The 26,894-nt window shown below is 59.4% G+C and carries 24 protein-coding genes and 1 pseudogene; 12 read left to right on the top strand and 13 right to left on the bottom strand.

The genetic code is table 11. From position 1 onward, the window contains the following. Window positions 1-34: 34 nt before the first annotated feature. Both rhaI and O9X91_RS09635 read right to left on the bottom strand, forming a co-directional pair. On the bottom strand, window positions 35-1,327 hold the full coding sequence (gene rhaI / locus O9X91_RS09640; protein ID WP_269833730.1) for an L-rhamnose catabolism isomerase: 1,293 nt from the start codon (window positions 1,325-1,327) through the stop codon (window positions 35-37). Between the two features lie 51 nt (window positions 1,328-1,378). Continuing rightward, the gene (locus O9X91_RS09635) at window positions 1,379-3,475 is read right to left on the bottom strand and encodes a bifunctional rhamnulose-1-phosphate aldolase/short-chain dehydrogenase (RefSeq protein ID WP_269833729.1); all 2,097 of its coding nucleotides are present in this window, start codon (window positions 3,473-3,475) and stop codon (window positions 1,379-1,381) included. 201 nt (window positions 3,476-3,676) lie between these two features. On the opposite strand from O9X91_RS09635, the gene O9X91_RS09630 reads away from it, so the two are divergent. The 8 genes and pseudogenes from O9X91_RS09630 (at window position 3,677) to O9X91_RS09600 (ending at window position 11,051) form a co-directional block, all read left to right on the top strand. After that, a complete protein-coding gene (locus O9X91_RS09630) occupies window positions 3,677-4,507 on the top strand; it encodes a DeoR/GlpR family DNA-binding transcription regulator (protein ID WP_077985127.1) in 831 nt (276 codons plus the stop codon). 48 nt (window positions 4,508-4,555) lie between these two features. Beyond that, window positions 4,556-5,566: a rhamnose ABC transporter substrate-binding protein gene (gene rhaS, locus O9X91_RS09625; protein WP_077985128.1), complete on the top strand. Its 1,011-nt coding sequence runs from the start codon at window positions 4,556-4,558 to the stop codon at window positions 5,564-5,566. A 32-nt stretch (window positions 5,567-5,598) separates the two neighbouring features. Further along, window positions 5,599-5,744: pseudogene (locus O9X91_RS23875) on the top strand (bifunctional diaminohydroxyphosphoribosylaminopyrimidine deaminase/5-amino-6-(5-phosphoribosylamino)uracil reductase RibD); the annotation flags it as partial. Window positions 5,745-5,777: 33 nt separating this feature from the next. Continuing rightward, on the top strand, window positions 5,778-7,313 hold the full coding sequence (locus O9X91_RS09620; RefSeq protein WP_269833728.1) for a sugar ABC transporter ATP-binding protein: 1,536 nt from the start codon (window positions 5,778-5,780) through the stop codon (window positions 7,311-7,313). Window positions 7,314-7,327: 14 nt separating this feature from the next. Then, window positions 7,328-8,329, top strand: coding sequence for an ABC transporter permease (locus O9X91_RS09615; protein ID WP_269826426.1), 1,002 nt, complete (start codon window positions 7,328-7,330; stop codon window positions 8,327-8,329). Beyond that, complete coding sequence (locus O9X91_RS09610; RefSeq protein WP_077985130.1) at window positions 8,326-9,336, top strand: ABC transporter permease; 1,011 nt, start codon at window positions 8,326-8,328, stop codon at window positions 9,334-9,336. Before O9X91_RS09615 ends, O9X91_RS09610 begins: the two co-directional genes overlap by 4 nt. A gap of 3 nt (window positions 9,337-9,339) precedes the next feature. Continuing rightward, window positions 9,340-9,663: an L-rhamnose mutarotase gene (gene rhaM, locus O9X91_RS09605; RefSeq protein ID WP_269833727.1), complete on the top strand. Its 324-nt coding sequence runs from the start codon at window positions 9,340-9,342 to the stop codon at window positions 9,661-9,663. Next, on the top strand, window positions 9,660-11,051 hold the full coding sequence (locus O9X91_RS09600; protein WP_269833726.1) for an FGGY-family carbohydrate kinase: 1,392 nt from the start codon (window positions 9,660-9,662) through the stop codon (window positions 11,049-11,051). The genes rhaM and O9X91_RS09600 overlap by 4 nt, the downstream gene beginning before the upstream one ends. Window positions 11,052-11,095: 44 nt before the next feature. Here O9X91_RS09600 and O9X91_RS09595 read toward each other — a convergent pair whose 3' ends face one another. The 4 genes from O9X91_RS09595 to O9X91_RS09580 form a co-directional block, all read right to left on the bottom strand. After that, entirely contained in the window at window positions 11,096-11,932 is an 837-nt protein-coding gene (locus O9X91_RS09595) for an alpha/beta fold hydrolase (RefSeq protein ID WP_142912014.1), read from the bottom strand. A 241-nt stretch (window positions 11,933-12,173) separates the two neighbouring features. After that, on the bottom strand, window positions 12,174-12,869 hold the full coding sequence (locus O9X91_RS09590; protein WP_077985134.1) for an FkbM family methyltransferase: 696 nt from the start codon (window positions 12,867-12,869) through the stop codon (window positions 12,174-12,176). 162 nt (window positions 12,870-13,031) lie between these two features. Further along, window positions 13,032-14,954, bottom strand: a complete 1,923-nt coding sequence (locus O9X91_RS09585) for a putative bifunctional diguanylate cyclase/phosphodiesterase (RefSeq protein WP_244614215.1) — start codon at window positions 14,952-14,954, stop codon at window positions 13,032-13,034. Between the two features lie 21 nt (window positions 14,955-14,975). After that, window positions 14,976-15,482, bottom strand: a complete 507-nt coding sequence (locus O9X91_RS09580; protein ID WP_137411509.1) for a putative pterin-binding protein — start codon at window positions 15,480-15,482, stop codon at window positions 14,976-14,978. Window positions 15,483-16,088: 606 nt separating this feature from the next. Here O9X91_RS09580 and O9X91_RS09575 point away from each other — a divergent pair. Continuing rightward, window positions 16,089-17,525, top strand: a complete 1,437-nt coding sequence (locus tag O9X91_RS09575) for an NAD-dependent succinate-semialdehyde dehydrogenase (protein WP_142912017.1) — start codon at window positions 16,089-16,091, stop codon at window positions 17,523-17,525. 236 nt (window positions 17,526-17,761) lie between these two features. Further along, a complete protein-coding gene (locus O9X91_RS09570) occupies window positions 17,762-18,859 on the top strand; it encodes a DNA alkylation repair protein (protein ID WP_269833725.1) in 1,098 nt (365 codons plus the stop codon). Window positions 18,860-18,866: 7 nt separating this feature from the next. Here O9X91_RS09570 and O9X91_RS09565 read toward each other — a convergent pair whose 3' ends face one another. The 5 genes from O9X91_RS09565 to O9X91_RS09545 all read right to left on the bottom strand — a co-directional run bounded on the left by O9X91_RS09565 (window position 18,867) and on the right by O9X91_RS09545 (window position 23,912). After that, complete coding sequence (locus O9X91_RS09565; protein ID WP_269833724.1) at window positions 18,867-19,892, bottom strand: sulfate/molybdate ABC transporter ATP-binding protein; 1,026 nt, start codon at window positions 19,890-19,892, stop codon at window positions 18,867-18,869. A gap of 5 nt (window positions 19,893-19,897) precedes the next feature. Then, the gene (cysW, locus tag O9X91_RS09560) at window positions 19,898-20,785 is read right to left on the bottom strand and encodes a sulfate ABC transporter permease subunit CysW (protein ID WP_077985139.1); all 888 of its coding nucleotides are present in this window, start codon (window positions 20,783-20,785) and stop codon (window positions 19,898-19,900) included. A 3-nt stretch (window positions 20,786-20,788) separates the two neighbouring features. Then, window positions 20,789-21,628, bottom strand: a complete 840-nt coding sequence (cysT, locus tag O9X91_RS09555) for a sulfate ABC transporter permease subunit CysT (RefSeq protein WP_269823491.1) — start codon at window positions 21,626-21,628, stop codon at window positions 20,789-20,791. 57 nt (window positions 21,629-21,685) lie between these two features. Continuing rightward, window positions 21,686-22,672, bottom strand: coding sequence for a thiosulfate ABC transporter substrate-binding protein CysP (gene cysP, locus O9X91_RS09550; RefSeq protein ID WP_269833723.1), 987 nt, complete (start codon window positions 22,670-22,672; stop codon window positions 21,686-21,688). 169 nt (window positions 22,673-22,841) lie between these two features. Continuing rightward, entirely contained in the window at window positions 22,842-23,912 is a 1,071-nt protein-coding gene (locus O9X91_RS09545) for an enoyl-CoA hydratase/isomerase family protein (RefSeq protein WP_142912020.1), read from the bottom strand. Window positions 23,913-24,195: 283 nt separating this feature from the next. Between O9X91_RS09545 and O9X91_RS09540 the strand changes: the two genes are divergently transcribed. Beyond that, window positions 24,196-24,453: a DUF2934 domain-containing protein gene (locus O9X91_RS09540; RefSeq protein ID WP_142912021.1), complete on the top strand. Its 258-nt coding sequence runs from the start codon at window positions 24,196-24,198 to the stop codon at window positions 24,451-24,453. A 137-nt stretch (window positions 24,454-24,590) separates the two neighbouring features. Here O9X91_RS09540 and O9X91_RS09535 read toward each other — a convergent pair whose 3' ends face one another. Beyond that, window positions 24,591-25,313 carry an SH3 domain-containing protein gene (locus tag O9X91_RS09535; RefSeq protein ID WP_244614216.1) on the bottom strand — a complete coding sequence of 241 codons (723 nt, stop codon included), beginning with the start codon at window positions 25,311-25,313 and terminating at the stop codon, window positions 24,591-24,593. 257 nt (window positions 25,314-25,570) lie between these two features. On the opposite strand from O9X91_RS09535, the gene ubiG reads away from it, so the two are divergent. Next, window positions 25,571-26,317 (top strand): bifunctional 2-polyprenyl-6-hydroxyphenol methylase/3-demethylubiquinol 3-O-methyltransferase UbiG, encoded by a 747-nt coding sequence (gene ubiG / locus O9X91_RS09530; protein WP_142912022.1) that lies wholly within the window; start codon window positions 25,571-25,573, stop codon window positions 26,315-26,317. A 7-nt stretch (window positions 26,318-26,324) separates the two neighbouring features. On the opposite strand, the gene O9X91_RS09525 is transcribed toward ubiG, so the two are convergent. Continuing rightward, window positions 26,325-26,894, bottom strand: a complete 570-nt coding sequence (locus O9X91_RS09525) for a DUF3291 domain-containing protein (RefSeq protein WP_142912023.1) — start codon at window positions 26,892-26,894, stop codon at window positions 26,325-26,327.

Here is a 26,894-nt window from a genome sequence, read left to right as displayed (position 1 = left end):
CTCTCAGCCTTTGCACACCTCATAAATCAAACGACTAAACAATACCCCCGCTACCGCCAACCGAAGCCGGGCGCTTCGCCGCAACATGGCTGCGATAGCCGCTCGCACGAAAAGTCGCGACCGGATCGATAGCACCGCCCGTCAATTGCCGCGCCTGCGCAAGGATCGGCTCGACATCGGTGCGGTAGGCCCGCTTCAGCATATCGGAAGCCATCAGCGCATCATTATCCTGCTGGTAACCGTCGAGAGCGATGCGATCCACCAGCAATGCCTGCGCATAGGCGCGGCGGATTTCGTTGGCGCTGGAGATCAGGCTTTCGATGGGGTCCGTCACATTATGCGACTGGTCGATCATATGGGCGGGATGGAAACCCTTCACGCCGCGATGTTCGGCGTCCACCAGCTCGTTGAAGACGAGGAACAGACGGTAGGGCTCGATCGAACCGGCATCCAGATCGTCATCGCCATATTTACTGTCGTTGAAATGGAAACCGCCGAGCTTGCCGAACTGGATCAGCCGGGCGACGATCATCTCGATGTTGGTGTTGGGCGCATGATGGCCGAGATCGACGAGGCAGAAGGCCTTTTCGCCGAGCGTGTTGGCGATGAGGTAATTGGTGCCCCAGTCCTGTACCACGGTGGAATAGAAGGCCGGCTCATACATCTTGTGTTCGGAGAAGATACGCCAGTCATCCGGCAGCGCCTTGTAGATATCGGCCATGGCCGCGAGATAACGTTCGAAACTTCTGGTGAAATTGCTCTGGCCGGGGAAATTGGAGCCATCGCCCACCCACACCGTTAGCGCCTTGGAGCCGATGGCATTACCGATTTCGATACATTCGATATTGTGCTCGACGGCCTGCCGGCGCGTCGCGGCATCCGTATGGCTCAGCGAGCCGTATTTGTAGGAGTGGCTCTGGCCCGGCGCATCTGAAAAGGTGTTGGAATTCATGGCGTCGAAGCCGAGGCCGAGCGCATCGGCATGGGCCTTCAGCCGCTTCGGATCTTCCTTGTCCCACGGAATATGCAGCGAGACATTGGGCGTCGCCCGCGTCAGCTGGTTGATGACGGCGCAATCGTCCAGCTTGTCGAAAATGCCGCGTGGCTCGCCCGCGCCCGGGAAACGGGCAAAACGTGTACCGCCCGTGCCGACGCCCCAGGACGGCACGGCGACGAAAAATTCCGCCACCTTGGCCGTAACGGCATCGATGTCGATGTTGCGGCGCGCTAGCTGGTTGCCCAGCGCCTGATAGTCGTCTTTCTGTGCGCCGGCGCGCTTTTCGTTTTCCGCCGCGATGACATCGGCGGCGATCTTCGTTTCGGTCATTTTTTCCTCCCCGGCCAACGCGACGTGATCGCCGCCTATGACCGTCCCTTATTATCGCGTAAAACTCTGCGCATTGCCGGCATCGACATTGATGATGTTCCCGGTCGACTTGGCCGAAGCGTCGGACGCCAGGAAGTAGATCGCCTCGGCGATATCTTCCGGGAAGACATTGAGCTTCAGCATCGAGCGCTTGCGGTAATGTTCTTCGAGATCGGTCACCTCGATCTTGGACGACGCCGCCCGCTGCTCACGCCACTCGCCATTCCAGATTTTCGAACCGCGCAACACGGCATCGGGATTGACGGTGTTGACGCGAATGCCCGCTTCCGCCCCTTCGAGCGCAAGGCAACGGGCGAGATGAATTTCCGCCGCCTTCGCCGTGCAATAGGCCGATGCATTGGGTGAAGAGGCAAGGCCATTCTTGGAAGCGACAAACACGACGTTGCCGCCGAGATTCTGTCGCCGCAGCAGCCGGAATGCTTCTCGCGAAACGAGGAAATAGCCTGTCGCGAGGATGTCGATATTCTTGTTCCACATGGCAAGCGTCGTATCTTCCACCGGGGCGGAAGAAGCGATGCCGGCATTGGAAACGAGGATATCCACGCCGCCGAATTCCACGCTCGCTTCCGCAAAGGCGGAAATGACCGCATCTTCCTGCGTCACATCAAGCTTGACGGTGCGCACCGCATCATCGCTGTAGCGCTTGACGAAATCGCCCTTGGCGGCTTCCAGCGCCGCCTCGTCAATATCCGCCAGAACCACGCAGGCACCCTCACCCGCCAGCCGTTCCGCCGTTGCCCGACCGATGCCGCCAGCGCCGCCGGTGACGAAGGCGACACGGCCGGCAAGGCTTTTCGGCTTCGGCATCCGTTGCAGCTTTGCTTCTTCCAGCAGCCAATATTCGATATCGAAGGCTTCCTGCTCGGGAAGACCCTGATATTCCGATACGGTGGACGCCCCGCGCATGACGTTGATGGCGTTGACGTAAAATTCACCGGCAATGCGTGCGGTCGCCTTGTCTTTAGCGAAGGACAACATGCCCACGCCAGGGATGAGGAATATCACCGGGTTCGGATCGCGCATCTTGGGCGAATTATCATGGCGGCAGGTTTCATAGTAGCGCGTATAATCCGCGCGGTAAGCCTCCAGCGCCGCGTCGAGACCAGCCGTCAGCGCATCGACATCGGGATTTGCGGTATCGAGGTTGAGGATCAGCGGGCGGATTTTCGTGCGCAGAAAGTGATCCGGGCAGGATGTGCCAAGGTTGCCAAGCGGCTTCAGTTCCTTTGAATTGACGAATTCCAGGACAGCATCCTGATCGTCAAAATGGCCGAGCTTGCGTTCCTCGCGGCCGATACGGCCACGGATTTCCGGCATCAACCGGGCGGCGATGGCGCGGCGTTCGGCAACCGGCAGGCTTTTGGCTACGGCACCGCCGAAGATCACCTTGCCTTCGGTCTTTCCTGCAAACCATTCGATCGCCTTATTGATAATGGCGAGCGTCAGTTCGTAACATGCCTTGGCGTCGTTATCCCAGGTGAAGAGGCCATGGCTTTCGAGCACGACGCCTTTCGCCTTGGGATTGGCCTTGACGAAGGCTTCCAGATCGAGACCGAGCTGGAAACCGGGACGACGCCAGGGAAGCCAGCCGATATCATCGCCAAAGATCTGCTGCGTCAGTTCCTTCGAATTCTTCGAGGCGGCAATCGCGATGATCGCATCCGGATGCATATGATCGACATGATAATAGGGCACGAAACCGTGCAGCGGCGTATCGATGGAGGCCGCGCGCGGGTTGAGGTTAAAGGTGCAGTGCGGCAGAAAGCCGACCATGCGGTCCTCATCTTCGACACCCTTGTAGATGCCCTTCAGCGCTTCCAGCTTCTCGAGATAAAGGGTCGCGAAGCCATCGAGCTTGATGGTGCCGACATCGCCGCCGGACCCTTTCACCCACATGACGCGGACCTTTTCGCCCGTCAGCGGATCGGTCTCAAGCACCTTTGCCGATGTGTTGCCGCCACCGTAATTGGTGATGCGCTTGTCGGCGCCTAAGAGATTGGAGCGATAAAGCAGCTTGCCGGGCTCATCGAGCGTTCTGGCGTAGGCGTCGTCCCAACGGCTTTCGAGAAGGCGGGATGTTCCCGTCATGTGTTCCTCCCAATATCTGTCTGCATTCGCGAAGCCGATATCGGCCCGCCTCCTTTGACGGCAGATATCGCGCATTCAAAAGGACAATGTCAATCAAAAACGATCATAAATTTTCATGTTGCAGCGCGATATTGATTAATTTGATCGTTCTTGATTGACAACGTAAAGAGATTGCGAATAAATCAGCGTCAGGAGGATCCCATGCACGAACGCGAACGCCACCGCATCATCTTGAGCGCCACGCAGGAAAAAGCTGTCGTGACGGTGCAGGATATTGCCGAACTGACGGATGCGTCGGAAGCGACGATCCGCAGGGATATTGCGTCTTTGCATGTGCAGGGCAAGTTGCGGCGCGTGCGCGGCGGGGCGGAAGCAGTGCATCCGCCGCAACTCGGCAATCTGGCCGCACGGCCGTTCCGCGTTTCCGAATCGGTCAATATCGATAAGAAACGCGCAATTGCGCGCAAGGCGGTCGATCTCTGCAATGATGGCGACGCGATCATCCTGAATGGCGGCACGACCACGTTCCAGATGGTGCATTACATGGCGGCGCGTCGCCTGCAGGTGATGACCAATTCCTTTGCCATCGCCGAGCATCTGGTCAAACACTCCAAGTGCAACGTCAATGTGCCGGGCGGCGCGATCTATCGCGATCAGAGCCTCATCCTCTCGCCCTTCGAAAATGACGCTATCCGCAATTTTTATGCGCGACGGATTTTTCTCGGCGCGCAGGGCGTGGGCGCTCTTGGCATCATGGAGTCCGACGCGTTGGTGATCCAGAGCGAACAGAAGCTGATGCGGCAGGCGGAAGAGCTGATCGTGATGGTCGATTCCTCGAAATTCAGAAAACGCTCCAGCCTGATTTTATGCCCGCTCGAAAACGTCACGACCATCATCACCGATGACGGGATTTCGGACGAAGCGGCAAGGATGGTGGAAAATGCCGGCGTGGAATTGCTGATCGCCGGGGCGGTGGGGGATGGCAAGACGGCCAACCCGCCTGATGGGGAGGATTCCTCTTCGGTCGCTTGAGGAAGCACCGGGGAGAGGAACAGGTTCAAAAACGGGAGGAAAAGGAACATGAAACTTACACGCAGAACATTGACGAGCGTCCTGGCACTTAGCGCGGCGCTATCCGTTGCGGGTCTTGGCGGCGTTGCCCAGGCAGCCGACGTCAAGATCGCACTGGTGGTCAAATCGCTCGGCAACGGCTTTTTCGAAGCCGCCAACAAGGGTGCCGAAGAGGCCGCGAAAGACCTTGGCGGCGTGCAGATCATCTATACAGGCCCGACCAGCACCACGGCGGAAGGCCAGATCGAAGTGATCAATTCGCTGATCGCGCAGGGTGTGGACGCCATCGCCATTTCCGCCAATGACCCGGACGCCGTGGTTCCGGCGCTGAAGAAGGCCGCGCAGCGCGGTATCAAAGTCATCTCGTGGGATTCAGGCGTGGCGCCTGAAGGCCGTATTCTCCAGCTCAACCCATCCTCCAACGCGCTGATCGGCAAGATGTGCCTGCAGCTCGCCGCGGCACATCTCGAAGGCGGCAAGGGCGATTTCGCCATTCTTTCGGCCACCACCACCTCCACGAACCAGAATATCTGGATCGACGAGATGAAAAAGCAGCTGAAGGACTTTCCCGGCCTCAACCTCGTCACCACGGTCTACGGTGACGACCTCGCCGACAAGAGCTATCGCGAAGCGCAGGGATTGCTCTCCTCGCAACCGAACGTTAAGGTCATCGTCGCTCCGACGACGGTCGGCGTTCTCGCCGCCTCGCAGGCCGTCAAGGATGCGGGCAAGATCGGTCAGGTCTATGTGACGGGCCTTGGCCTGCCGTCTGAAATGGCCGGCGCCATCAAATCAGGCGCCACCAAGGAATTCGCCATCTGGAACCCGATCGACCTCGGTTACTCCGCCACCCAGATCGCCTATCGCCTGGTGAAGGGCGAAACCGATGGCAAGCCGGGCTCGGAAATTGAAGCCGGTCGTATGGGCAAGATCAAGGTTGGTGAAAACAGCGAAGCGGCGATGGCTGATCCGTTTGTTTATGACGCGAAGAATATCGATCAGTTCTCGAAGATTTTCTGATCTTGAGAAGTGACGGCAGTGCGTGGAGGGCACCCCCCTCTGCCCTGCCGGGCATCTCCCCCTCAAGGGGGGAGATCGATGTGCCGCACCCGCTCGATCCATAAGGCAGGGTGCTATCCGCTTGCCGATCTCCCCCCTTGAGGGGGAGATGCCCGGCAGGGCAGAGGGGGGTGCCCCTCGCGGCTTCATCAAAACAGACCGGTAAGACGGAATGATGCGTGCTGAAACCCAAACCATAAACATCTCAGAGGCTTCCAGCGCCGTTCCCATTCTGGAAATGCGCGGCATCAGCCAGATATTCCCCGGCGTGAAAGCGCTTGATGGCGTCGATATCGCGCTATACCCCGGCAAGGTCACCGCGCTGATCGGCGAGAACGGTGCGGGTAAATCCACGCTCGTCAAAATCCTTACTGGCATCTACCGCCCCAACGAGGGTGAAATCATGCTGGATGGCAAGGCCGTCCACTTCCACAGCGCACAGGACGCCATCGATGCCGGCGTTACCGCCATTCATCAGGAAACCGTGCTGTTCGATGAGCTTTCCGTCGGCGAGAACATCTTCCTCGGCCATGCGCCGAAGGGTCGTTTCGGCCTAATCGACTGGAAGACCATCGCTGCGCGCGCCAAGGTTCTGCTGGAGCAGCTGGAAAGCACCATCGATCCCTCCATTCGGCTGAAAGACCTGTCGATTGCGCAGCGCCATCTGGTGGCCATCGCCCGGGCGCTGTCTGTCGAGGCGCGCATCGTGATCATGGACGAACCGACCGCCGCTCTTTCCCGCAAGGAGATCGACGATCTCTTCCGCATCGTTGAAAACCTCAAGCGACAGGGCAAGGCCATTCTCTTCATCAGCCACAAGTTCGATGAAGTCTATGAGATCGCCGAGAATTATGCCGTGTTCCGCGACGGAAAAATGGTCGGCGCTGGCACGCTCGCCACCACCGCGCAGGACGAGATCGTGCGGCTGATGGTCGGTCGCGACGTGACGAATGCCTTTCCCAAACAGGCCGTCACGCTGGGGTCAATTGTTTTGTCAGTTCGCGACTATTCGCATCAGACGGAATTCCGCGATATTTCGCTCAATCTGCGCAAGGGTGAAATTCTCGGCCTTTACGGGCTGATCGGCGCCGGCCGTTCCGAACTCTGCCAGTCGCTGTTCGGCATCACCCGCCCGGCTTCGGGAGAGGTAATGCTGAACGGCCAGCCGCTCACCATCCGCTCGCCGGAAGATGCGATACGCGCCGGCATCGTTTATGTGCCGGAAGAGCGCGGCCGCCACGGGCTGGCGCTCGATATGCCGATCTATCAGAACATGTCGCTGCCCTCTCTCACCCGCACCTCGCGCAAGGGGTTTCTGGCCGCCGCCAATGAATTCGCGCTGGCGCGCAAATATGCCGCGCGGCTCGATCTGCGCGCCGCCGCGCTTTCGGTGCCTGTTGGCACGCTTTCGGGCGGCAACCAACAGAAGGTGGTGATCGGCAAGTGGCTCGCCACCCAGCCGAAGGTCATCATACTCGATGAACCGACCAAGGGCATCGATATCGGCTCCAAGGCCGCCGTGCATGGCTTCATCAGCGAGCTTGCCGCCGAAGGCCTGTCCATCATCATGATTTCATCCGAACTTCCCGAAATCCTCGGCATGTCCGACCGCGCCATCGTGATGCGCGAAGGCCTGATGGCGGGCCAGTTCGACCGCGCCGATTTTTCTCCGGAAAAGCTGGTGCGCGCCGCCACCGGCAATGCCTGAGAGGGGCCAAGAACATGCAACGTCTACTCAAAAATCGCGAATGGCTGCTGGCGGGCATCATCATCGTCATGATTGCGGGCTTTGCCCTGCGCGCACCCGGCTTCGGCCGGCCCGGCAATCTCGTCAATATTTTCAATGATACGTCGATCCTCATCATCCTGGCACTTGGTCAGATGGCGGTCATTCTCACCAAATCCATAGACCTCTCCGTCGCCGCCAATCTCGCCTTCACCGGCATGGCGGTGGCGATGACCAATGCCGCCTTTCCGGGTATTCCCCTGCCGCTACTCATTGTCATGGCGGTCGGCATCGGCGCGTTTCTGGGTTCCATCAACGGCATACTCGTCTGGTGGCTTGGCATTCCGCCTATTGTCGTGACGCTCGGCACGCTCACCATCTATCGCGGCATGGCTTTCGTGCTGTCGGGCGGCGGCTGGGTGAATGCGCATCAGTTTTCGCCGACCTTCCTCAATGTGCCGCGCACGATGGTCCTCGGCATGCCGGTTCTGTCCTGGGTGGCCATTCTCATCATCGCCGGAGCCTGGCTGGTGCTGACACGCAGCTCCTTCGGCCGTTCCGCCTACGCCTCCGGCGGCAATCCGGGTGCTGCGGTCTATGCGGGCATCGATGTCGGCCGCACCCGCTTCTTCGCCTTCGTCCTGTCGGGGGCGCTCGCCGGTCTTGCCAGCTATCTCTGGGTGTCGCGCTACGCCGTTGCTTATGTGGATATCGCCGCCGGCTTCGAGCTGGACAGCGTGGCAGCCAACGTCATCGGCGGCATCTCGATTGCGGGCGGCATCGGCTCGGTGGCGGGTGCTGTGCTCGGCGCGCTGTTCCTCGGCGTCATCAAGAACGCGCTGCCCGTCATCGGCATTTCACCCTTCGCGCAAATGGCGATATCAGGCGTGGTCATCGTGCTCGCCGTCGTCTTCAATGCCCGCGCCGAAGCCAGAAAAGGCCGTATCATCCTGCGCGACCGGGCCGCAGCAGACCATGGCAAGGAAGCATCCGCATGAGCACGAATTCCCAACCGTCACAGGCACCGCGCGTCATTCCCGACAAACTCGGCACGCCGCTCAGCCGTATCATGGCCAGCTGGGAAGTGTTGCTGCTTGGTGTCGCGATCCTCATCTTCATCGCCAATTCGCTCGCCTCGCCCTATTTCCTCAACGCCTGGAATCTCTCCGACGCGACCTTCAACTTCACTGAAAAGGCGATCATCGCCTTTGCCATGGCGCTTCTGATCATCGCCGGTGAAATCGACCTGTCAGTCGCCGCCATCATCGCGCTTGCCTCCACCGCCATGGGTGCGGCGGTGCAGATGGGGGTCGGCACATCAGGCCTCGTCGCCATCGGCATCGGCACCGGGCTATTGTGCGGGGCTTTCAACGGCTTTCTGGTCGCCGGGCTCAAGCTGCCCTCCATCGTCGTCACCATCGGCACCATGAGCCTGTTTCGCGGCATTTCCTACATGGTGCTGGGGGATCAGGCCTATGGCAAATATCCGGCGGATTTCGCCTATTTCGGTCAGGGCTACGTGTTCTGGGTGATCTCCTTCGAATTCGTACTGTTCATCGTCATGGCCATCCTCTTCGCCATTCTGCTGCACGCCACCAATTTCGGCCGGCAGGTCTATGTCATCGGCACCAACCCCTTCGCCGCGCGCTTTTCCGGCATTCCCGTCGAGCGCGTGAAATTCATCCTCTTCCTGCTGACCGGCCTGATGAGCGGCATCGCCGCCGTCTGCCTCACCTCGCGGCTCGGCTCCACACGCCCGTCAATCGCTCAAGGCTGGGAGCTTGAGGTGGTGACCATGGTGGTGCTGGGTGGCGTGTCTATCCTCGGCGGTTCCGGCACCATTGCGGGCGTCGTCATCGCCGCCTTCGTCATGGGCCTCGTCACTTTCGGGCTGGGGCTTCTGAACGTGCCTGGTATCGTCATGTCGATCTTCGTCGGCCTGCTGCTCATCATCACCATCGCCATCCCCATCGTCGTCCGTCGCCTTCGTGCCATGAGAGGCTGAACCATGCCGGAACTCGAAAAACACGCCTTCAAGATGAAACTCTTCGCCGGCAAGGAAGCCGAATACAAAAAGCGCCACGACCAGATATGGCCGGAGCTGGTGGCGCTGCTGCACGAGGCGGGGGTCCGCGACTACTCCATCCATCTCGACCCGGAAACCAACATCCTGTTCGGCGTGCTGACGCGCCCGAAAAACCACGGCATGGCGGCCTTGCCCGACCACCCCGTCATGAAGAAATGGTGGGCGCATATGGCCGACATCATGGAGAGCAATCCCGACAATTCGCCCGTTGCAATAGACCTGGTGACGGTGTTCCATCTGCCATGAGCGACAGCACCAAACCGAACCGGGTCGCGGTCATCGATATCGGCAAGACCAATGCCAAGGTGGTCGTCATCGACACCGGCAGCGGCGAGGAAATTGCCGGCGAGAAGCGGACGAACCCCGTTCTTCGCGATGGCCCCTACCCGCATTACGATGTGGAGATGCTCTGGCACTTCATTCTTTCCGCGCTTCAGCGGTTTGGCCGCAAGCCGGGTTTTGATGCGATTTCCATCACCACCCATGGCGCTTCAGCAGCACTTCTCGATGGAAACGGCGACCTCGCCATGCCCGTGCTCGATTACGAGCATGTCTACCCCGAACCCGTTCAGGAGGCCTATCGCGAGATCAGGCCCGATTTCGTGGAGACTGGCTCGCCGCAGCTTCCTGCGGGACTGAACCTCGGCGCACAGATCCATTTCCAGAAAACCACCTTTCCGGACGAGTTCGCCAGGGTGCGCGACATCGTTACTTACCCGCAATATTGGGCAGGACGACTGACGGGCATTCAGGCAACCGAAACCACCTCGCTTGGTTGCCACACGGACCTATGGAACCCACGCTTGAAGAGCTTTTCATCGCTGGTCGAGCGTCTCGGCATCGAGCATCTGATGGCGCCTGTCCGCTCCGCTTTCGATGTGCTGGGCACGATCGCCCCATCACTGGCGCAGGAAACCGGGCTGTCACCTGATATGCCGGTCTATTGCGGCATCCACGATTCCAACGCGTCACTCCTGCCACATCTACTTCGCCGCGACGGCGATTTTTCCGTCGTCTCAACCGGCACCTGGGTGGTGAATTTCGCCATTGGCGGGAAGGCGGATGCGCTGGATCCCAGCCGCGATACGCTTTTGAATGTCGATGCCCTCGGGCGACCCGTTCCTTCCTCCCGCTTCATGGGTGGCAGGGAATATGAGATGCTGGCGCAGCAATTCGGAGCAGCGACAATCGACGAGATTGAGGCCGCGCTCGGCGGGGTTATCGAAAATGGAATGATGCTGCTGCCGAGCGTCGTCAGCGGCTCCGGCCCCTTTCCGGAAAGCGCGGCACGCTGGATCGCCGATAGCGATGCAACGGGGGCGGAGCGACATGCGACTGCCTCGCTCTATCTCGCCCTGATGACGGAATTCTGCCTTTCGCTCGTCGAGCGAAGGGGGCCGATTGTCGTCGAAGGACCCTTCGCCGGAAACACGCTCTATTTGAAGGCACTCGCCGCTTTTGCCACAACCGACGTCATTGCCATGGAAGGCTCGACGGGGACCAGTGCGGGTGCTGCGCTGCTCACCGGTATCAAGCCGGTTGCCGGTCGAGAGCGTCATTTCACGGCGAGGGATATCCCGGAGCTGACTTCCTATCGCACCGCCTGGCGGGGCCATCTCACCTTGCCCAAATAGAAATGCGACCGAGTGATCGGCCGCATTCTGATGTCGGAAAAGTATCAGCCCTTAATGAAGGCCAGCAGGTCGGCATTCAGCACGTCGGCGTTGACGGTCAGCATGCCGTGCGAGAAGCCGGGATAGGTCTTCAACGTGCCGTTTTTCAGAAGCTTCACCGACTTGTGAGCCGAGTCGGCGATCGGCACGATCTGATCGTCTTCACCGTGCAGAACCAGCGTCGGAACGCTGATATTCTTCAGGTCTTCGGTCTGGTCGGTTTCCGAGAAGGCCTTGATCCCGTCATAATGGGCCTTCGCGCCGCCCATCATGCCCTGACGCCACCAGTTCTGGATAACACCTTCCTGCACGGTCGCGCCATCGCGGTTGAAGCCATAGAACGGGCCGGCCGGTACGTCACGGAAGAACTGGGCGCGGTTTGCGGCAAGCGCAGAGCGGAAGCCGTCAAACACTTCCATCGGCAGGCCTTCCGGATTGGCCTCGGTCTTGAGCATCAGCGGCGGCACGGCGGAAACGAGAACCGCCTTGGCGACGCGGCCGGCGGGTTCGCCATGTTTTGCGACATAACGGGCCACTTCGCCGCCGCCGGTGGAATGGCCGATATGGACGGCGTTCTTCAGATCGAGCGCCTCCACGACGGCAAAGGCGTCGGCGGCATAGTGGTCCATGTCATGACCGTCAGCAACCTGGGCGGAACGGCCATGACCACGGCGGTCATGGGCGACGACGCGAAAACCCTTGGAGAGGAAAAACAGCATCTGCGCATCCCAGTCATCTGAACTGAGCGGCCAGCCATGGTGGAACATGATCGGCTGGGCGTCCTTCGGGCCCCAGTCCTTGTAGAAGATTTCGGTTCCGTCTGTCGTCTTAACAAAGCCCATGATCGTTACTCCTTCGGTTGCGTTGGCATCTCCGGTGCATCCTTTTGTGCGCCGGTTTGATGGAGGGATGATGACGCAGGATAACGGTTGCTACAATTGCAACAATAATTGGGAATGAATTGCTGTTTATGAAATTATCGTGGCGTACCGATTACGATGCGCGCATCGACCCGCTCCGCGCCCTCATGCAAATGTGAGAACGGAGAGGACAGGCGGACGGTTCCGTGAATTCGGCGCGGCCTCAGTCCACCTCGGGATCGTATTCCCTCGGGCTTTCGTCCTTCGAGAACAGGACGCAGGGCCCACGTGAGCCCCGGGGATCATAGGCATATCCCTTCGCGGTCAGCGCCTGCATGATATCGCGAACTCCGGCAAGACCGTAAAGATGGTCGTGCAGTTCCACGAATATCCGCTCCACACCGGAGAGGTCGGCCCTGCCGAGCAGATCGCGTTCCGCACCCTCGATATCCATAACGAGCGCGGTGATGCCCCGGCTGGCGATAAATTCATCGATATTGGCGGAGGAAATTTCGATGCGCTTTTCATAGGGACCCTGATTTTCGTCCATGGACGACATCCAGAGATCCCTGCGGACGTAAAAAGGATAGGAGCTCGGCTCATCGGCGGTGAGAAGCCCCTGCGAAAACACGACATTGCCGCGGCAATTGGCCTTGATCACCCGCTCTGCCAGCGCCGCGGTGGAGGGGTTGGCCTCGAAGGCCCAGACGGAAACATCCTCGATGCCGGCAATGATCGAGGTGATGATGCCAATACCGGAGCCGAGCTCCAGCACCCGATCGCCGGGCTTGATGGCTTTCAGGACGCTGCGGGCCTCTTTCGCCTCATAGCTGCCGTCGGTCAGCGCCTGCCAGATGACCGGCGACACCTCATCGGAAGAGAGAGGAAGGGCAATTCCATGCACGTCCAGTATTTCCATGTCTCAAGCCTTTTCGCAAAACTCGGCCGCTTTGCCGCAATGATCCCATATCGACCGGGAATGCTCTACAGCATCGTTGCGGCAACCGGTATCGGTTTTCGCAAGCAACACTATGACGTGGTAAAAAATGCAAGATGCGGTCGCCGCCAAAACAGGCGCACCTCAGACGGAACTCCAGGCCACAAGCTCCTTGGCCGGCAACGGTCTGCTGATCAGATATCCCTGAACCTGATCGCAACCCAGACGCCTGACACATTCATATTGCTCTTCCGTCTCGATACCTTCCGCAATCGTCGTCATCCGCAGACTGCGGCCGACGCCGACCACGAATTCTACGATCGCCAGCGCGTCGCGATCGCTGGTGATATCGCGCAGGAACGAGCGGTCGATCTTGATCTTGTCGAAAGGCACGCCGCGCAGATTGGCGAGCGATGAATAACCTGTCCCGAAATCATCCATGGCGATCTGGATGCCGACGGCTTTCAGCCGTGAAAGCGTGTTGATCGTCTGGTCGCTCTTGTTGAGCAGGATCGATTCAGTGATTTCAAGTTCGAGCCGGCTGGGTTCCAGCCCGCTTTTCTCAAGCGCGCCCATGACGTTCTGGATGAGGCTGGTGCTGTGGAACTGGACTGGCGACAGATTGACCGCCACTTTCATGTCCTCGTCCCAGCCCATCGCCTCGCGGCAGGCGGTTTCCATCACCCATTTTCCGAGCGAATGGATGAGGCCGGTTCTTTCCGCAACGGGAATGAACACGCTGGGCGGCACATCGCCCCGCACCGGATGTTTCCATCGCAGCAGCGCCTCGAAGCCGCAAAGCTTGCGTGTCTGCGTCGCCACCTGCGGCTGGTAATAGACTTCCATCTCGTCGTTCTGCAGCGCGGTCTGCAAGTCAGCCTCGAAGGACTTTTTCTCGGTCAGCTGCTTCTGCATGCGGACCTTGAAGACACTCGCCCGGCCGGGGCCGATGGCTTTCGCCTCATAAAGCGCCAGATCCGCGCGCTTGAACAATTCATCCGCGTCGACGGCGCCGTGCGATATGGCGATGCCGATGCAGGTGCCGATTTTGACCTCCTGCTCGCCAAGCTGGTAGGTGCGGCTGATCTGGTCGATAAGCCTGTTGGCGATGCGGCGGGCGGCATCCTCGTTCAGATCGTCGGAGACGACGGCGAATTCGTCACCGCCCAGACGGCAGACCATATCATAATCGCCTCCGATGCCGGACAGGCGCTGCGCCACGGCCTGAAGCAGGGCATCGCCGGCGTCATGGCCGAGCGTATCGTTGACGTCCTTGAACCCGTCCAGATCGAGCAGAAGGATGGCTGTCGTTCCAGTCCCGCCGAAGGATCGACGCAATCTCTCGATCAACTCCCGCCGGAAAAGCGCGCGGTTCGGCAGTCCCGTCAGCGCGTCGTGATAGGCGTCATGTTCGAGCCGGACATTCTTGGCCTGCAATTCCAGCGTGGCGGCACGCAGATCGTCCGTCAGACCACGCATGCTTTTCTGCGCCCGGTTCAGGAGATCGTTCTGGCGGAGCAGCAATATGACAAGCGCGATACCACACAGTATAAGGCCGCCGGCCAGCGCCGTATAAACGATATGCAGCTTGCGCACATCCTCATGGGCGGTGTCGATAAGGTTGACGTCAAAAGCGACGGAAGACGAGGCGAGCGTCGTCATCGGCGCGTCGAGCGCGCTCATCGCGGAAAGAATATCCGGAACCTCGGCCGGATTGAGATCGCTCATCCGCTGCTCAAGATGGACCAGAACCGCATCAAGATGGGTTACGAGATCCCGCCACTGCTGTTTCTCATTGATGAAGGCGCCCAGATTTCCCTGTTTCAGAAGCTCCAGACGGCTCAGCATAATATCCAGACGCAACTGCAGTTCGTCCCGATCAATCTTGCCGGGGTCAAGGGCGAATACGGCCAGCTTGTTCTGGAGACGCAGATATTCTGCAACCGTCTGGCTGACGGCCCAGGAATCATTGTAGCGGGCGAATTTCTGCAGAGCAGTCTGCCGCTCGGCAATGACGAAAGCGATATAGCCCGTTGCCAGGACGAAGCAACAGATGATCACCGCCACAAGTTTTCGCAAACGGCACCTTTATTCCACTATCAGTTTGGCAACTTGCCATGCTGATCGCGAGTAGTATGTCTGCTTCTGCAGCTCCGGATCGCTGTCATAGGGATAGATGACGAACAACGGGCCTTTTTCGCGAACTGTCATGTAATTGCCATCCAGCTTGATCGCCAGGATAACGTTAAATTTCTTAAAATCTTCAATAGGTATCGTGCTGACATAGTCGTTGAGAGCGACTGCCGTGACGCTGGTGCCTTTTGCGCCGACGAGATCCATCAATTTTGCCAGCGAAACACCATCGAAACGGACCCGGCCATCATGCCAGGGTGTCATTGTTTCCACTGTGTCCATGCCAAGCGCTTCCAGCATGTCACGATCAAACACCGCAGCGCCTTCGGCATTCGTATTGGTGATGTTTCCGGATATGGTTAATATCGGTTTTCCTTGCGGTTTGGCAATTTCGCCGGCTTCGGCGCAGGAAAGCCACGCGAGCGACAAGAACGCACTGAGAAGTACCCGGGCGAAACTCATGCTTTTTCTCCATCGATAACGTTCAGGTCGAGGGTTTTCGCCAACCTTTGAAGTTCAAGTGAACCGGTGCCAGTAATATATATCAGGAATCAGTGTTATATCCTCACTGAGATTTTATCCGTATTTTCTCTAGGTTTTGAGTAAACCCTTTGGATAATTTTTTCACCTTATTGTAATTTTTCGGGCCACACGCCCCGATATGACGCAAGTGGCAGACTGCGGAAACCCTCCCGATAATTCACCCGCTTGGGCAAAGGCCGAATTGTGTCGAGAACCTTTCCCTCACCGCGCACCTCATCTGATTCGTCTGAGGCAGCGGGATACGCGGCGCCCCGTCTGCGCGCCGGGGTGAAAGAGGGATGACAGATTCTCCACCGCGGAAAAATCGTGCCGATTGCCGGTGTGCACGGTTGAAACACGTCGCCCGGACCTTAATATAAAGGCTGTGGTTTCCGGCAATTCCACGAGCCCCGTCGGAAATATCCAGACACATATTCCGCGCAGCGAAAGCCGCGATGCCGGATATCGTCCGGCCAGGAAAATTCTGTTCACGTCTCCGGGCCGGACGGCATCCGCCGTATCGTCCGCATCATGAAGGTAGCCCCAATGCACACCTATCCCGACATCAAACTTCTCATTGATGGCGAATGGCGAGACGCCGTTTCCGGAAAGACGATCGCCGTGTCCGATCCGGCAACCGACGAGATCATCGGCGCGATTGCCCATGCCGAGAAGGAAGACCTCGATCTGGCGCTGGCCGCTGCCGAGCGCGGTTTCAAGCTGTGGCGCGACACCTCCCCCTACGAGCGTTCGAAGATCATGCGCAAGGCGGCCGATATCCTGCGCGAGCGCAAGGACAAAATCGCCTACATCATGACCCGCGAGCAGGGTAAGCCGCTGGCGCAATCCGCCACCGAAATCATGGGCGCCGCCGATACCATCGACTGGTTCGCGGAAGAAGCCCGCCGCACCTATGGCCAGGTCATTCCCGCGCGTGCGACCGGCGTTTCGCAGCTTGCCATCAAGTTGCCGGTCGGCCCTGTGGCGGCATTCACGCCTTGGAACTTCCCGATCAACCAGATCGTCCGCAAGCTGTCCGCAGCGCTTGCCACCGGCTGCTCCATCATCGTCAAGGCACCGGAGGAAACACCGGCATCGCCGGCCGAACTCATCCGCGCTTTCGTGGATGCGGGTGTCCCGGCTGGCGTCATCGGCCTCGTTTACGGCGTTCCCTCTGAAATTTCGGAATATCTGATCCCGCATCCGGTCATCCGCAAGATTTCCTTCACGGGCTCCACCCCCGTCGGCAAACATCTGGCGGCGCTGGCAGGCAAGCACATGAAGCGCGCCACGATGGAGCTTGGCGGCCATGCGCCCGTCATGATCTTTGACGATGCCGATATCGACAAGGCGATAGAGGTCACCTCACTTGCGAAATTCCGCAATGCCGGCCAGGTCTGCGTCGCCCCCACCCGCTTCCTCGTTCAGGATGGCGTGGCGGACCGATTCCTTGAGGGTTTCGTGGAAGCGACAAAGGCCATCAAGGTCGGCAATGGTCTCGAAGATGGCGTCATCATGGGCCCGCTTGCCAATGAGCGCCGCATTCCGGCACTGGAAGGCCTCATCAACGACGCCGTTTCCCATGGCGGCGAATTGAAGACCGGCGGTCGCCGCATCGGCAACAAGGGCAATTTCTTCGAGCCTACGGTTCTCGCCAATGTGCCGACCACCGCCAAAATCATGAATGACGAACCCTTCGGCCCGGTTGCCATCATCAATCGCTTCTCGAGCTTCGATGACGCCATCACTGAGGCGAACCGCCTGCCCTTCGGTCTTGCATCCTATGCCTTTACCGGCTCGGTCAAGACCGCACATGCGCTCGGCCAGCAGGTCGAGGCCGGCATGCTGACCATCAACCATAACGGCCTTGCGCTTCCGGAAGTCCCCTTCGGCGGCATCAAGGATTCCGGTTATGGCACGGAAGGCGGCTCGGAGGCGGTTCAGGCCTATCTGGAGACCAAATTCGTCAGCCAGATGAGCTGAGTGTTCCAAAATTTCTTCTCCCCGCCGGGGAGAAGGTGGCCCGAAGGGTCGGATGAGGGGGCAAGATCGCGACTTATCGCTACCCTTGCCCTCTCATCCCGCTGCCGCGACCTTATCCCCGGACAGGGAGAAGAAGCGAGCTGCAACCACGCAGTCTGCCTGAAAATCGCTCAGCCTTATCTTGCCTCACACTTCACCATCCCCTAAAAGAACAAAAAGTGAACTTTGGGGGCACTATGAACGACACGGCGGCACCGGCACTGAACGAAATCTTCAACCACGAAAAATTGCGGCATATCGCCGATCAGACCAAGGCGGTTCATCCGCCCTTCGACGTTTCCGCCTTCATGGCGCTCGCCACCGAAAACCTTGAAGCGCTTGGCATCATGCAACGCATGCGGCAGGTGGCGACGAGCCTGCACGCTACGCTTCCCGGCGACTATGCCCGCAACATCGAAATCCTGACCGCCGCAGCCCCCGGCATCGGCAATGGCTTCGCATCCATTTCGTTGCCGGAATATGTGGCGCTCTACGGTCTCGATGATTTTGATCTTTCCATGGAAGCGCTGCATTATTTCACCCGCTTCGGCTCCTCGGAATTCGCTATCCGTCATTTTCTGCAGAAGGACTTAGGCGCCACCCTTGCCGTGATGGAAACGTGGTCACGGCACGAGAACGAACATGTGCGGCGGCTGGCGAGCGAGGGCTGCCGGCCGCGCCTGCCATGGTCGTTCCAGCTCAAGCCTCTCATCGACGATCCTTCGCCGGTCACCGCGATCCTTGAGGCCATGAAAGCCGACGAGGCGCTTTATGTGCGCAAATCCGTCGCCAATCATCTGAACGACATCACCAAGGACAATCCCGCTTTCGTGCTGGCGCTCATCGATGCATGGCCGAAGGACAATCCGCATACGCGCTGGATTACACGGCAGGCCCTGCGCACCTTGATCAAGAAGGGCGACGCCGCCGCCCTTGCCCATCTCGGCGCGCATGAGGAAGCGGAAATTTCCCTTGCGGCATTTCAGGTTACGCCGGACAAGGTTGCGCTCGGCAATCCGGTGCGGATTTCAGCCTCTTTCACCTCAACGGCGAAACGCCCGCAGAAACTGGTGATCGACTACGCCGTGCATTACGTGAAGAAGAGCGGCGACGCCTCGGCGAAAGTCTTCAAGTGGAAAGAAATCGAGCTTCAGCCTGACGAGACGTGCGCGTTGTCGATCAGCCGCGCCATACGCGATTTCACGACCCGCAAACACTATCCGGGCATCCACAGGGTCGACCTGATGATCAACGGCAAGCTTGTGGCGGAAAGCGCCTTCGAGCTTCTGGGTTGATCGCGGCTCACGCCGCCGGGAAAATCTTCGCCCGGCGGATGATGACGGAACCGCGGTCTCCGGCGGCGACATCGTTTTCCGGCGGCACGTCGAACTCGAGAAGGTCGCCGCCATCGGTGCTGGCGATCACCCGACGCTCGCCCGCGCGGTCGAGAACCCGCGCCACAGAGGCCGGAATGCCATCATGCAAATCTTCCCATTCGAGATCGCCGGGGCGAGCATAGATGTCCACCGCGCCGTCGCCTTGGGAATAGGAGAAAGGCAGCTCGTTATCGCCGACATAGACCTTGCCGCCGCGCGCCACGCCGGAGACCCGGTTGGCATCGCCCAGAAAGCGCATGACGAAGGCGCTGTTCGGCTGGCGGCAGACCTCTTTCGGCGTACCCTGCTGCACGATCTCGCCCTGATTGAGAATGACGACACGGTCGGCGAGATCGAGCGCCTCTTCCTGGTCATGCGTCACGAAAATCGTGGTGATGCCCAGCGCATCGTGAATTTCGCGCAGCCAGCGGCGAAGATCCCGTCGCACATTGGCGTCCAGCGCCCCGAAAGGCTCATCGAGCAGAAGCACCTTCGGATCGACCGAAAGCGCACGCGCCAGCGCCACACGCTGCCGCTGCCCGCCGGAAATCTGCGCCGGGAAACGGCCCCCCAGGCCATCGAGCTTCACCAGCCGCAAAAGCTCCTCGACGCGGGCGTCGATCGCCATCTTGTCCCGCTTCACCTTCGAGACCTTCATGCCGAAAGCGATGTTTTGATGCAGGGTCATATGCGGGAAGAGCGCGTAATGCTGGAACACGAAACCGACGCCCCGATCACGCACCGGAATATTGGTGGCGTCCTCGTCGCCGAAAAAGATTCGGCCGCCATCGCCATATTCGAGACCCGCGACCATGCGCAAAATCGTGGTCTTGCCGGAGCCTGAGGGACCGAGCAGCGCCAGAAGTTCGCCGCTTTCGATATCCAGCGAAACATCGCGCACGGCGCGGAAAGTATCGAAGGTCTTCACCACATTTTCGAGGCGGATTTTCATGGGAATCAGGTCTCCGTGGCGATGGCGGCATCGCCGTTGGTCTTCTTGGCCCCGCGCCCGGCGCCGCGTCGTTCCAGCGCCACCTTAGCGATGATCGTGACTACTGCAAGCAAGGCGAGGATGGAGGCCGAGGCAAAAGCGCCGGCGGCTTGATAATCGTGATAGAGCAGCTCGATATGCAGCGGCAGCGTATTGGTCTGGCCGCGAATATTGCCCGATACGACCGATACCGCGCCGAACTCGCCCATCACGCGGGCGTTGCACAGCACGACGCCATAAAGCAGCGCCCATTTGATATTCGGCAAGGTAACCGAAAAGAAAGTGCGCCAGCCGGATGCGCCAAGCGAGGTTGCCGCCTCTTCCAGATCGCGGCCCTGGGCCTGCATCAGCGGGATGAGTTCCCGCGCCACGAAAGGGGCCGTGACGAACATCGAGGCGATGACGATGCCGGGCAGCGCAAACAGTATCTTGATGTCATGCGCATCGAGAAACGGACCGAAAAGCCCCTGCAAGCCGTAAACGAAAAGATAGGCGACACCGGCGACAATCGGCGAGATGGAGAAGGGTATTTCGATCAACACCAGCAGGAAGCGTCGACCCGGGAAATCGAACTTGGTGATCGACCATGCGGCCGCAACCCCGAAGGCCGTGTTGACGGGCACTGCGATCAGCGCCGTCAGCACCGTCAGCATGATGGCGTGGCGGGTATCGGGATGGGTGATGGTGGCCGTATAGGCCTTCCAGCCCTGCGAAAAGGCTTCGATGCCGATGACGATAAGCGGCGCCACGACCAGCAGCGCGCCCATGACCAGCACGAAACCGATCAGGCTGCGGCGAACGAGAGGCGCGTCACCGACACGCGGCGGCTTGCGATGTGAAGAAACGGCGCTCATCTCTCAGCCCCTCACCGTATAACGAAGCGCGCGCGCCTGCAGATAATTGGTCACCGCCAGCATCACGAAGGCGGTGATGAGCAGCACGGAAGCGATGGCGGCGGCAGCCTGATAATCATATTCCTCCAGCCGGATGAAGATCAGCAGCGCCGTGATTTCCGTCGAGAACGGCTGATTGCCGGCGATGAAGATGATCGCCCCGAATTCGCCGAGGCTGCGGGCGAAGGACAGCGACAGACCGGCCAGCAATGCCGGCGTCAACAGCGGCAGGATGATCTTGCGGAAGATTTCAAAATCGGAACCACCGAGCGACTGCGCCGCCTCCTCAAGCGCCGGATCGAGGTCTTCGAGCACCGGCTGCACGGTGCGCACGATGAAGGGAAGGCTGGTAAAGGCCATCGCCACCATGATGCCCAGCGGCGTGTAGGCCACCTTGACGCCGAATTGCGCAAGTACCGAGCCGAACCAGCCATTGCCTGCGAACAGTGTCGTCAGCGCAATGCCGGCAACGGCGGTGGGAAGTGCGAACGGCAGATCGACGATTGCGTCGACAATGCGCCAGCCGGGGAAACGGTAACGCGTCAACACCCAGGCGAGCGCCAGCCCGAAAACGACGTTGAAGAGCGTGGCGGCCAAGGCACTAAGCACGGTAACACGATAACTTGCGACCGCGCGCGGTGAAGAGATGATCGACCAATATTCGGCAGGGCCGAGGCTTGCCGCCTTGAACACCAGCGCCGAGAGCGGCAGGAGCACGATGATGGCGACATAAGTCAGGGTGATGCCAAGGGATAATTTCAGCCCCGGCAGAACATTCCGCTTCAAACCCCGCCCCCAATTCATCAAAAAGCGACCCGGCAGTTTCCCGCCGGGTCTTTTACCTGTTGTGTATGTCTGTGATTAACGGCTGCCATAAAGCGTATCAAGCGTCGCACCGGATGCAAAATGCTCTTTCTGGATTTTGTCCCAACCGCCGAAGACATCATCGACGTTGACGAGGCGAACGGCCGGGAACTTGTCCTTGAATTCGCCGACAACCTTTTCATTGTGGACGCGGTGGCCAAATTCGGCGGCGATGCGCTGACCTTCCTCGGTATAGAGGAAATCGAGATAGGTTTTCGCCAGATCACGCGAGCCGCGCTTGTCGACCACCTTGTCCACCACGGCCACCGGGAATTCGGCCAGCAGGCTCACGGAGGGCACGACGCCTTCCACCTTCTCTGCACCATATTGCTTGGCGATGCCGCGGGTTTCTGCCTCGAAGGTGATCAGCACGTCACCGATTTCACGCTCAACGAAGGTGGTGGTGGCGGCGCGGCCTCCGGTGTCGAACACCGGCGTATTGTCGAAGATTTTCTTGACGAATGCCTGAACCTTCGCGTCGTCGCCATTAAACTTCTCCTTGGCGTAAGCTGTGGCGGCGAGATAGGTGTAACGGGCGTTGCCCGAAGTCTTGGGGTTGGGGAAAACGATCTTTACGTCGTCGCGGGCAAGGTCGTCCCAGTCCTTTATGCCCTTGGGATTGCCGGCGCGCACGAGGAAGGACGGGAAGGAATAGAACGGCGACGCATCGTTCGGGAAATCCTTCTTCCAGTCGGCGGAAACAAAGCCCTGCTTCACCAGAAAATCGACATCGGTCACCTGGTTGAAAGTGACAACGTCTGCCTCCAGCCCCTCGACGATGGCGCGGGCCTGCTTGGAGGTGCCGGCATGCGACTGGTCGACAGTTACGCCCGGATGCTGCTTGATGAACGCCTCATTCTCAGCCGCAAAAATTTCGCGGGCAATATCATAGGACGCGTTGAGGATGGTTGTCGGCGATTGCGCCTGCGCCGCACCTGCCAAGAGAGCAGCAATAGCGCTACCGATGATGAGAAGACGTTTCATGAATACCCCCGGCAATTCGAATGGCGCTCAACATAGCGGGCGAAGGCAACAGGGGCGAGAAACAGTCATGCTTTCCGGGTGCACTCACTGGAAATTTAGCCCAAAAAGCATCGACTATAGAGGCGATCATTTCATATACGTCAAGAAGCCGGATTTCTTTTGCGTCGGTTTAAAGGCGATGATCGGGAAACAGATTGCCGGAATGCGCGACAAAATAAGGCGCAATGTCCTCCTCCCGCACCTCATCCAGCCGCGCCGGCTGCCAGAGGGGATTACGGTCCTTGTCGACCAGCGCCGCGCGCACGCCCTCGTAAAAATCATGCTGGCGCAATATTTCCGTGCCGGCGGCGAATTCCCGCTCCAGGCATTCGATGAGGCTCGCGCTTTCGCGGCCGAGACGCAGCAGCTTCAGGGTCAGTTTCAGACTGGTGGGCGAGCGTTTTTGCAGGACCTCGAGGGTCTCGCGCGAAAACGCATCCGCACGCGCCGAAAGGGCGGCGAAAATCTCTTCGACCGTGTCGAAACGGAATGTCGCGTCGATGATATCCCGATTGATGGATAAAACGCCTTCATCGGCCTCGACTGCGTGCGCCATGATCGCCGCCTCGATGCTGTCTGTATCCGCTGCTTGCGACAGGTCTTGGACCAGACCGTCGAGACGGTCCGAAGGAACACTATAATCGGCAAAACCGGCATAGATGGCATCGGCGGCAGTGACGGCGTTGCCCGTCATTCCCAGCCAGGTGCCGCATTCGCCCGGTGCGCGTGGCAGTAGCCAGGAGCCGCCGACGTCAGGAAAGTAACCGATTCCGGTTTCCGGCATGGCGAGTTTTGTGCGTTCGGTGACAATGCGGTGGCTGCCATGGGCTGAAATGCCGACGCCGCCGCCCATGACGATACCGTCCATAAGGGCGATATAGGGCTTGGCGAAGCGGGCGATGCGATAATTAAGCGGAAATTCTTCCCGCCAGAAATCAAGCACCTGCGGGTCGCCCGCCTTGCCGAGATCGTGAATGATGCGGACATCGCCACCGGCGCAAAGCCCCCTGTCGCCCTCTCCCGTCAGTACCACGCAGGAAACATCAGGATCCTCCTCGAAACGCTGAAGCGCCTGAAACAGGTCGCGCACCATCGGCAATGTCAGGCTGTTGATGGCCTTCGGGCGATTGAGGCGAATGATGCCGGCCCCTCCCCGTTTTTCGATGATGACCTGTGCATCCGCTTCCGCTCTCCGTTCCAAGGTCGCCTCCTCCGCTGCCCATTCATCCCGCCATCTTGGCGGCCTTGGCGCGATCGCGCAATGTTGATCTTGTCCTGCGGGAACGTCTTTCGCTCAAACCGCTTCAATAGATAGAAATGCCGGAAATCCGTTTTCGCAATGCAGCATGTTTGCTTGACGCCCGGAAAATCATGGCATGTAATGGGTTCTGGAAATGCCGGCATTGATTCCTGTCGAGCGTGTGCCGGACCACAGCGGAATGTCGCCTTCTCACAGGCGCTGTAAACAGCAACGGGAGACGAGCATGCAGGTTTCGGAACATGAATGGATCAGTAAACGGGCATATACACTCTGGGAAAAGGAAGGCCACCCGCATGGGCGCGATGCGTACCATTGGGAACAGGCCAAACATGAATTTTCGCTGCTAAAGACATCGGAAGCGACGAAACCCGCCACGCGCAAGAAGGCCTCTCCCAAGGCCGCTGCGGCAGAATCCGGACCGGATGCGGAAGCCCCTGCAAAACCCAAGGCTCGCGCCCGCAAGGCTGCCGCTGCAAAATAACGCCGCTTCAGTAAATCCAATCAACTATTCAATGGAATAGGCCCGACGAAATCTCGCCGGGCCTATGATTTTGGATGTCGACTGAAGTTCGACGATGCAGCACTTAAGGCCCGTTGCTTTACAATGGCCGAAAACGCTTACTGACCTATCCCAAGATCCCGTTTCAGGCGGAGAATGCGATCACGATCTTCGTTGTTCTGGCTACTGCCAGCATCTCCACGCGGCGGCTCAGGTGCGCGATTACCTTCGTTCCATTCCCCATGACGACGCTCCCAGCGGCCGTCGTTCGGCCCGCCTTGTCGCGGATCACGCCGTTCATCGCGCCGATTGTCGCGTGATTCATCACGACGCCCGTCACGCCAGTCGTCGCGGCGGCTATCACGCCACTCGTCACGCGGAGGTGGACGATTCCAGTCGGCGCGGGGCGGCGTGGCGTTCCAGTAACCACCTGACGGCGGCGGACGGCGCCAGCGGTCGCGCTCGCGGTAAAAGTCGCGGTCACGATAATAGCGGTCCCAATAACGGCCGACCTCGAAGGTGATCACCGGCACCCCGAGATCGCGGTAATAACGCGGCTCGACATAGACCCGGTTCTGCCTGTAGGTCGTGGCAATGTAACGCCCGGCTACCCAGCCGCGACCGCCCACAAACGAGACATCGCACCACGGCGTATCGGAAAGGCAGCCGTGGACGGTGAGCGGCGCCCCATTCGGGATCACCACAACAGCCGGATAGGCCGTGCTCGGGCCGGAGCGCATATTCACATTCGCGGTGGCGAAACCGCGCGTCGCAGCCTCGGCAAGAGCCGGCGCGGCGAGCATGGCCACCAGCGCAATTGCGCCTAACAGTTTTTTCTTCACTTCTTTCTCCTCAAGCAAAGGCCCGCTTTGCCCTTGTCGGCATCCACCGTGTTGGACGGACGAGTACGCGTTCCGCATACTGTCACGATCGGAAAATACACGCTGCTTCATGAACGCAGCATGAAACAAATGAGGCATCCAATCAGTTCCACCTGCGGCAATGAGCGCCCGATAAATCGCCGCCGGAATGGACGGCCGGTCTTGACTTCGGAGGGCAATCATCCGACTTCAATGCAACAGCAATATGGAGCAGAACCATGAGCGAAACCGCACAGACGACCGTCGACCAGAGCGAAGTGGATCGCTTCTCTGCGATGGCTGCGGAATGGTGGAGCCCGACCGGCAAGTTCCGCCCGCTCCACAAGTTCAATCCGGTTCGGCTCGAATATATCCGCAACCGCATCTGCGACAATTTCGGCCGCGACCCGAAGGCGCACCGCCCGCTGGAAGGGCTGCGCATATTAGACATTGGCTGCGGCGGCGGCCTTCTCTCTGAACCGGTTGCGCGCATGGGCGCGGATGTGGTGGGCGCCGATCCCTCGGAAAAGAATATCGGCATCGCTTCCACCCACGCCCGCGAAAGCGGGGTAAGCGTTGACTACCGCGCCATGACCGCCGAACAGTTGCAGGAAGCCGGCGAAACCTTCGACGTCATCCTCAACATGGAGGTGGTCGAGCATGTGGCCAATGTCGATCTTTTCGTCACCACCTGCGCGAAAATGGTACAGCCCGGCGGCCTGATGTTCGCGGCCACCATCAACCGCACGCTCAAAGCCCGCGCATTGGCAATCTTCGCCGCCGAAAACGTTCTGCGCTGGCTGCCGCGCGGCACACACCAGTATGAAAAGCTGGTCCGCCCGGAAGAACTCGAGCGGCCGCTGGTGGCGAGCGGCATGGATATCATCCACCGCACCGGCGTCTTTTACAACGTGCTGCAGGATCGCTGGAATCTCTCACCGGATATGGACGTCAACTACATGATGCTGGCGAAACGACCGGCGTAGCGAGCCGTCAGACGGGAATAGCCTGTACTTGCGCAAGCAGCTCCTGCTGCCCGGCGGCATTTCCTTCGGCTATATTCTTCACCCTTACGCGATCGATGGCGGTTGGAACGCCGTCTGGGCCAAAGGGTGTTTTGAAATGAAAGGCGCGCGGCGACGGGCCATTGTCGTGCAGATGTTCCAGCCGTTCAACGGCTTGCGACCATATCGGTTGGTGTGTGGCATCAACCCACCACATGACCAGCGGCGGCCACCGCTGCGGAATGTTCCAGCGCCGGCCGTGTTTCAGCGCTTCGGCATGCACCCCCGCGTAGGAATAGGCCATCACCGATTCGATATCCCGCCAGAGCGAAAAGGACGAGACGCCGCTCGCGGCACCGTTCTCTTTCAAAAATCGCGGAAAAACCTGCTCCCCCCAACTTGGCGGACCGGGCTCGCCATCATAACCGGATCTCGCGATAAACCCCTCTGAACGTTCCGCCGCCAGGAAGTTGAGCGGCTCGCGGCGAGAAAACCCTGCAACAAGCGGATCGTCATAGGGCGCGATCTGTATTCCGAAATTATAGATCGCGAGCCACAT

It is taken from the genome of Agrobacterium salinitolerans, from assembly GCF_027498475.1.
Taxonomy (GTDB): Bacteria; Pseudomonadota; Alphaproteobacteria; order Rhizobiales; family Rhizobiaceae; genus Agrobacterium; species Agrobacterium salinitolerans.
The sequence above is the reverse complement of the archived record's forward strand: the minus strand, read 5'-3'. Positions and strand labels throughout refer to the sequence as shown.

Coding starts and splice junctions, on each gene's coding strand:
- cysT (WP_269823491.1), bottom strand. CDS start 21,628: ATGAATTGGGGGCGGGGTTTGAAGCGGAATGTTCTGCCGGGGCTGAAA.
- O9X91_RS09565 (WP_269833724.1), bottom strand. CDS start 19,892: ATGAAAATCCGCCTCGAAAATGTGGTGAAGACCTTCGATACTTTCCGC.
- ubiG (WP_142912022.1), top strand. CDS start 25,571: ATGAGCGAAACCGCACAGACGACCGTCGACCAGAGCGAAGTGGATCGC.
- O9X91_RS09630 (WP_077985127.1), top strand. CDS start 3,677: ATGCACGAACGCGAACGCCACCGCATCATCTTGAGCGCCACGCAGGAA.
- rhaS (WP_077985128.1), top strand. CDS start 4,556: ATGAAACTTACACGCAGAACATTGACGAGCGTCCTGGCACTTAGCGCG.
- cysW (WP_077985139.1), bottom strand. CDS start 20,785: ATGAGCGCCGTTTCTTCACATCGCAAGCCGCCGCGTGTCGGTGACGCG.
- O9X91_RS09580 (WP_137411509.1), bottom strand. CDS start 15,482: ATGAGTTTCGCCCGGGTACTTCTCAGTGCGTTCTTGTCGCTCGCGTGG.
- O9X91_RS09620 (WP_269833728.1), top strand. CDS start 5,778: ATGATGCGTGCTGAAACCCAAACCATAAACATCTCAGAGGCTTCCAGC.
- cysP (WP_269833723.1), bottom strand. CDS start 22,672: ATGAAACGTCTTCTCATCATCGGTAGCGCTATTGCTGCTCTCTTGGCA.
- rhaI (WP_269833730.1), bottom strand. CDS start 1,327: ATGACCGAAACGAAGATCGCCGCCGATGTCATCGCGGCGGAAAACGAA.
- O9X91_RS09575 (WP_142912017.1), top strand. CDS start 16,089: ATGCACACCTATCCCGACATCAAACTTCTCATTGATGGCGAATGGCGA.
- O9X91_RS09600 (WP_269833726.1), top strand. CDS start 9,660: ATGAGCGACAGCACCAAACCGAACCGGGTCGCGGTCATCGATATCGGC.
- rhaM (WP_269833727.1), top strand. CDS start 9,340: ATGCCGGAACTCGAAAAACACGCCTTCAAGATGAAACTCTTCGCCGGC.
- O9X91_RS09540 (WP_142912021.1), top strand. CDS start 24,196: ATGCAGGTTTCGGAACATGAATGGATCAGTAAACGGGCATATACACTC.
- O9X91_RS09615 (WP_269826426.1), top strand. CDS start 7,328: ATGCAACGTCTACTCAAAAATCGCGAATGGCTGCTGGCGGGCATCATC.
- O9X91_RS09635 (WP_269833729.1), bottom strand. CDS start 3,475: ATGACGGGAACATCCCGCCTTCTCGAAAGCCGTTGGGACGACGCCTAC.
- O9X91_RS09610 (WP_077985130.1), top strand. CDS start 8,326: ATGAGCACGAATTCCCAACCGTCACAGGCACCGCGCGTCATTCCCGAC.
- O9X91_RS09570 (WP_269833725.1), top strand. CDS start 17,762: ATGAACGACACGGCGGCACCGGCACTGAACGAAATCTTCAACCACGAA.
- O9X91_RS09595 (WP_142912014.1), bottom strand. CDS start 11,932: ATGGGCTTTGTTAAGACGACAGACGGAACCGAAATCTTCTACAAGGAC.
- O9X91_RS09590 (WP_077985134.1), bottom strand. CDS start 12,869: ATGGAAATACTGGACGTGCATGGAATTGCCCTTCCTCTCTCTTCCGAT.
- O9X91_RS09525 (WP_142912023.1), bottom strand. CDS start 26,894: ATGTGGCTCGCGATCTATAATTTCGGAATACAGATCGCGCCCTATGAC.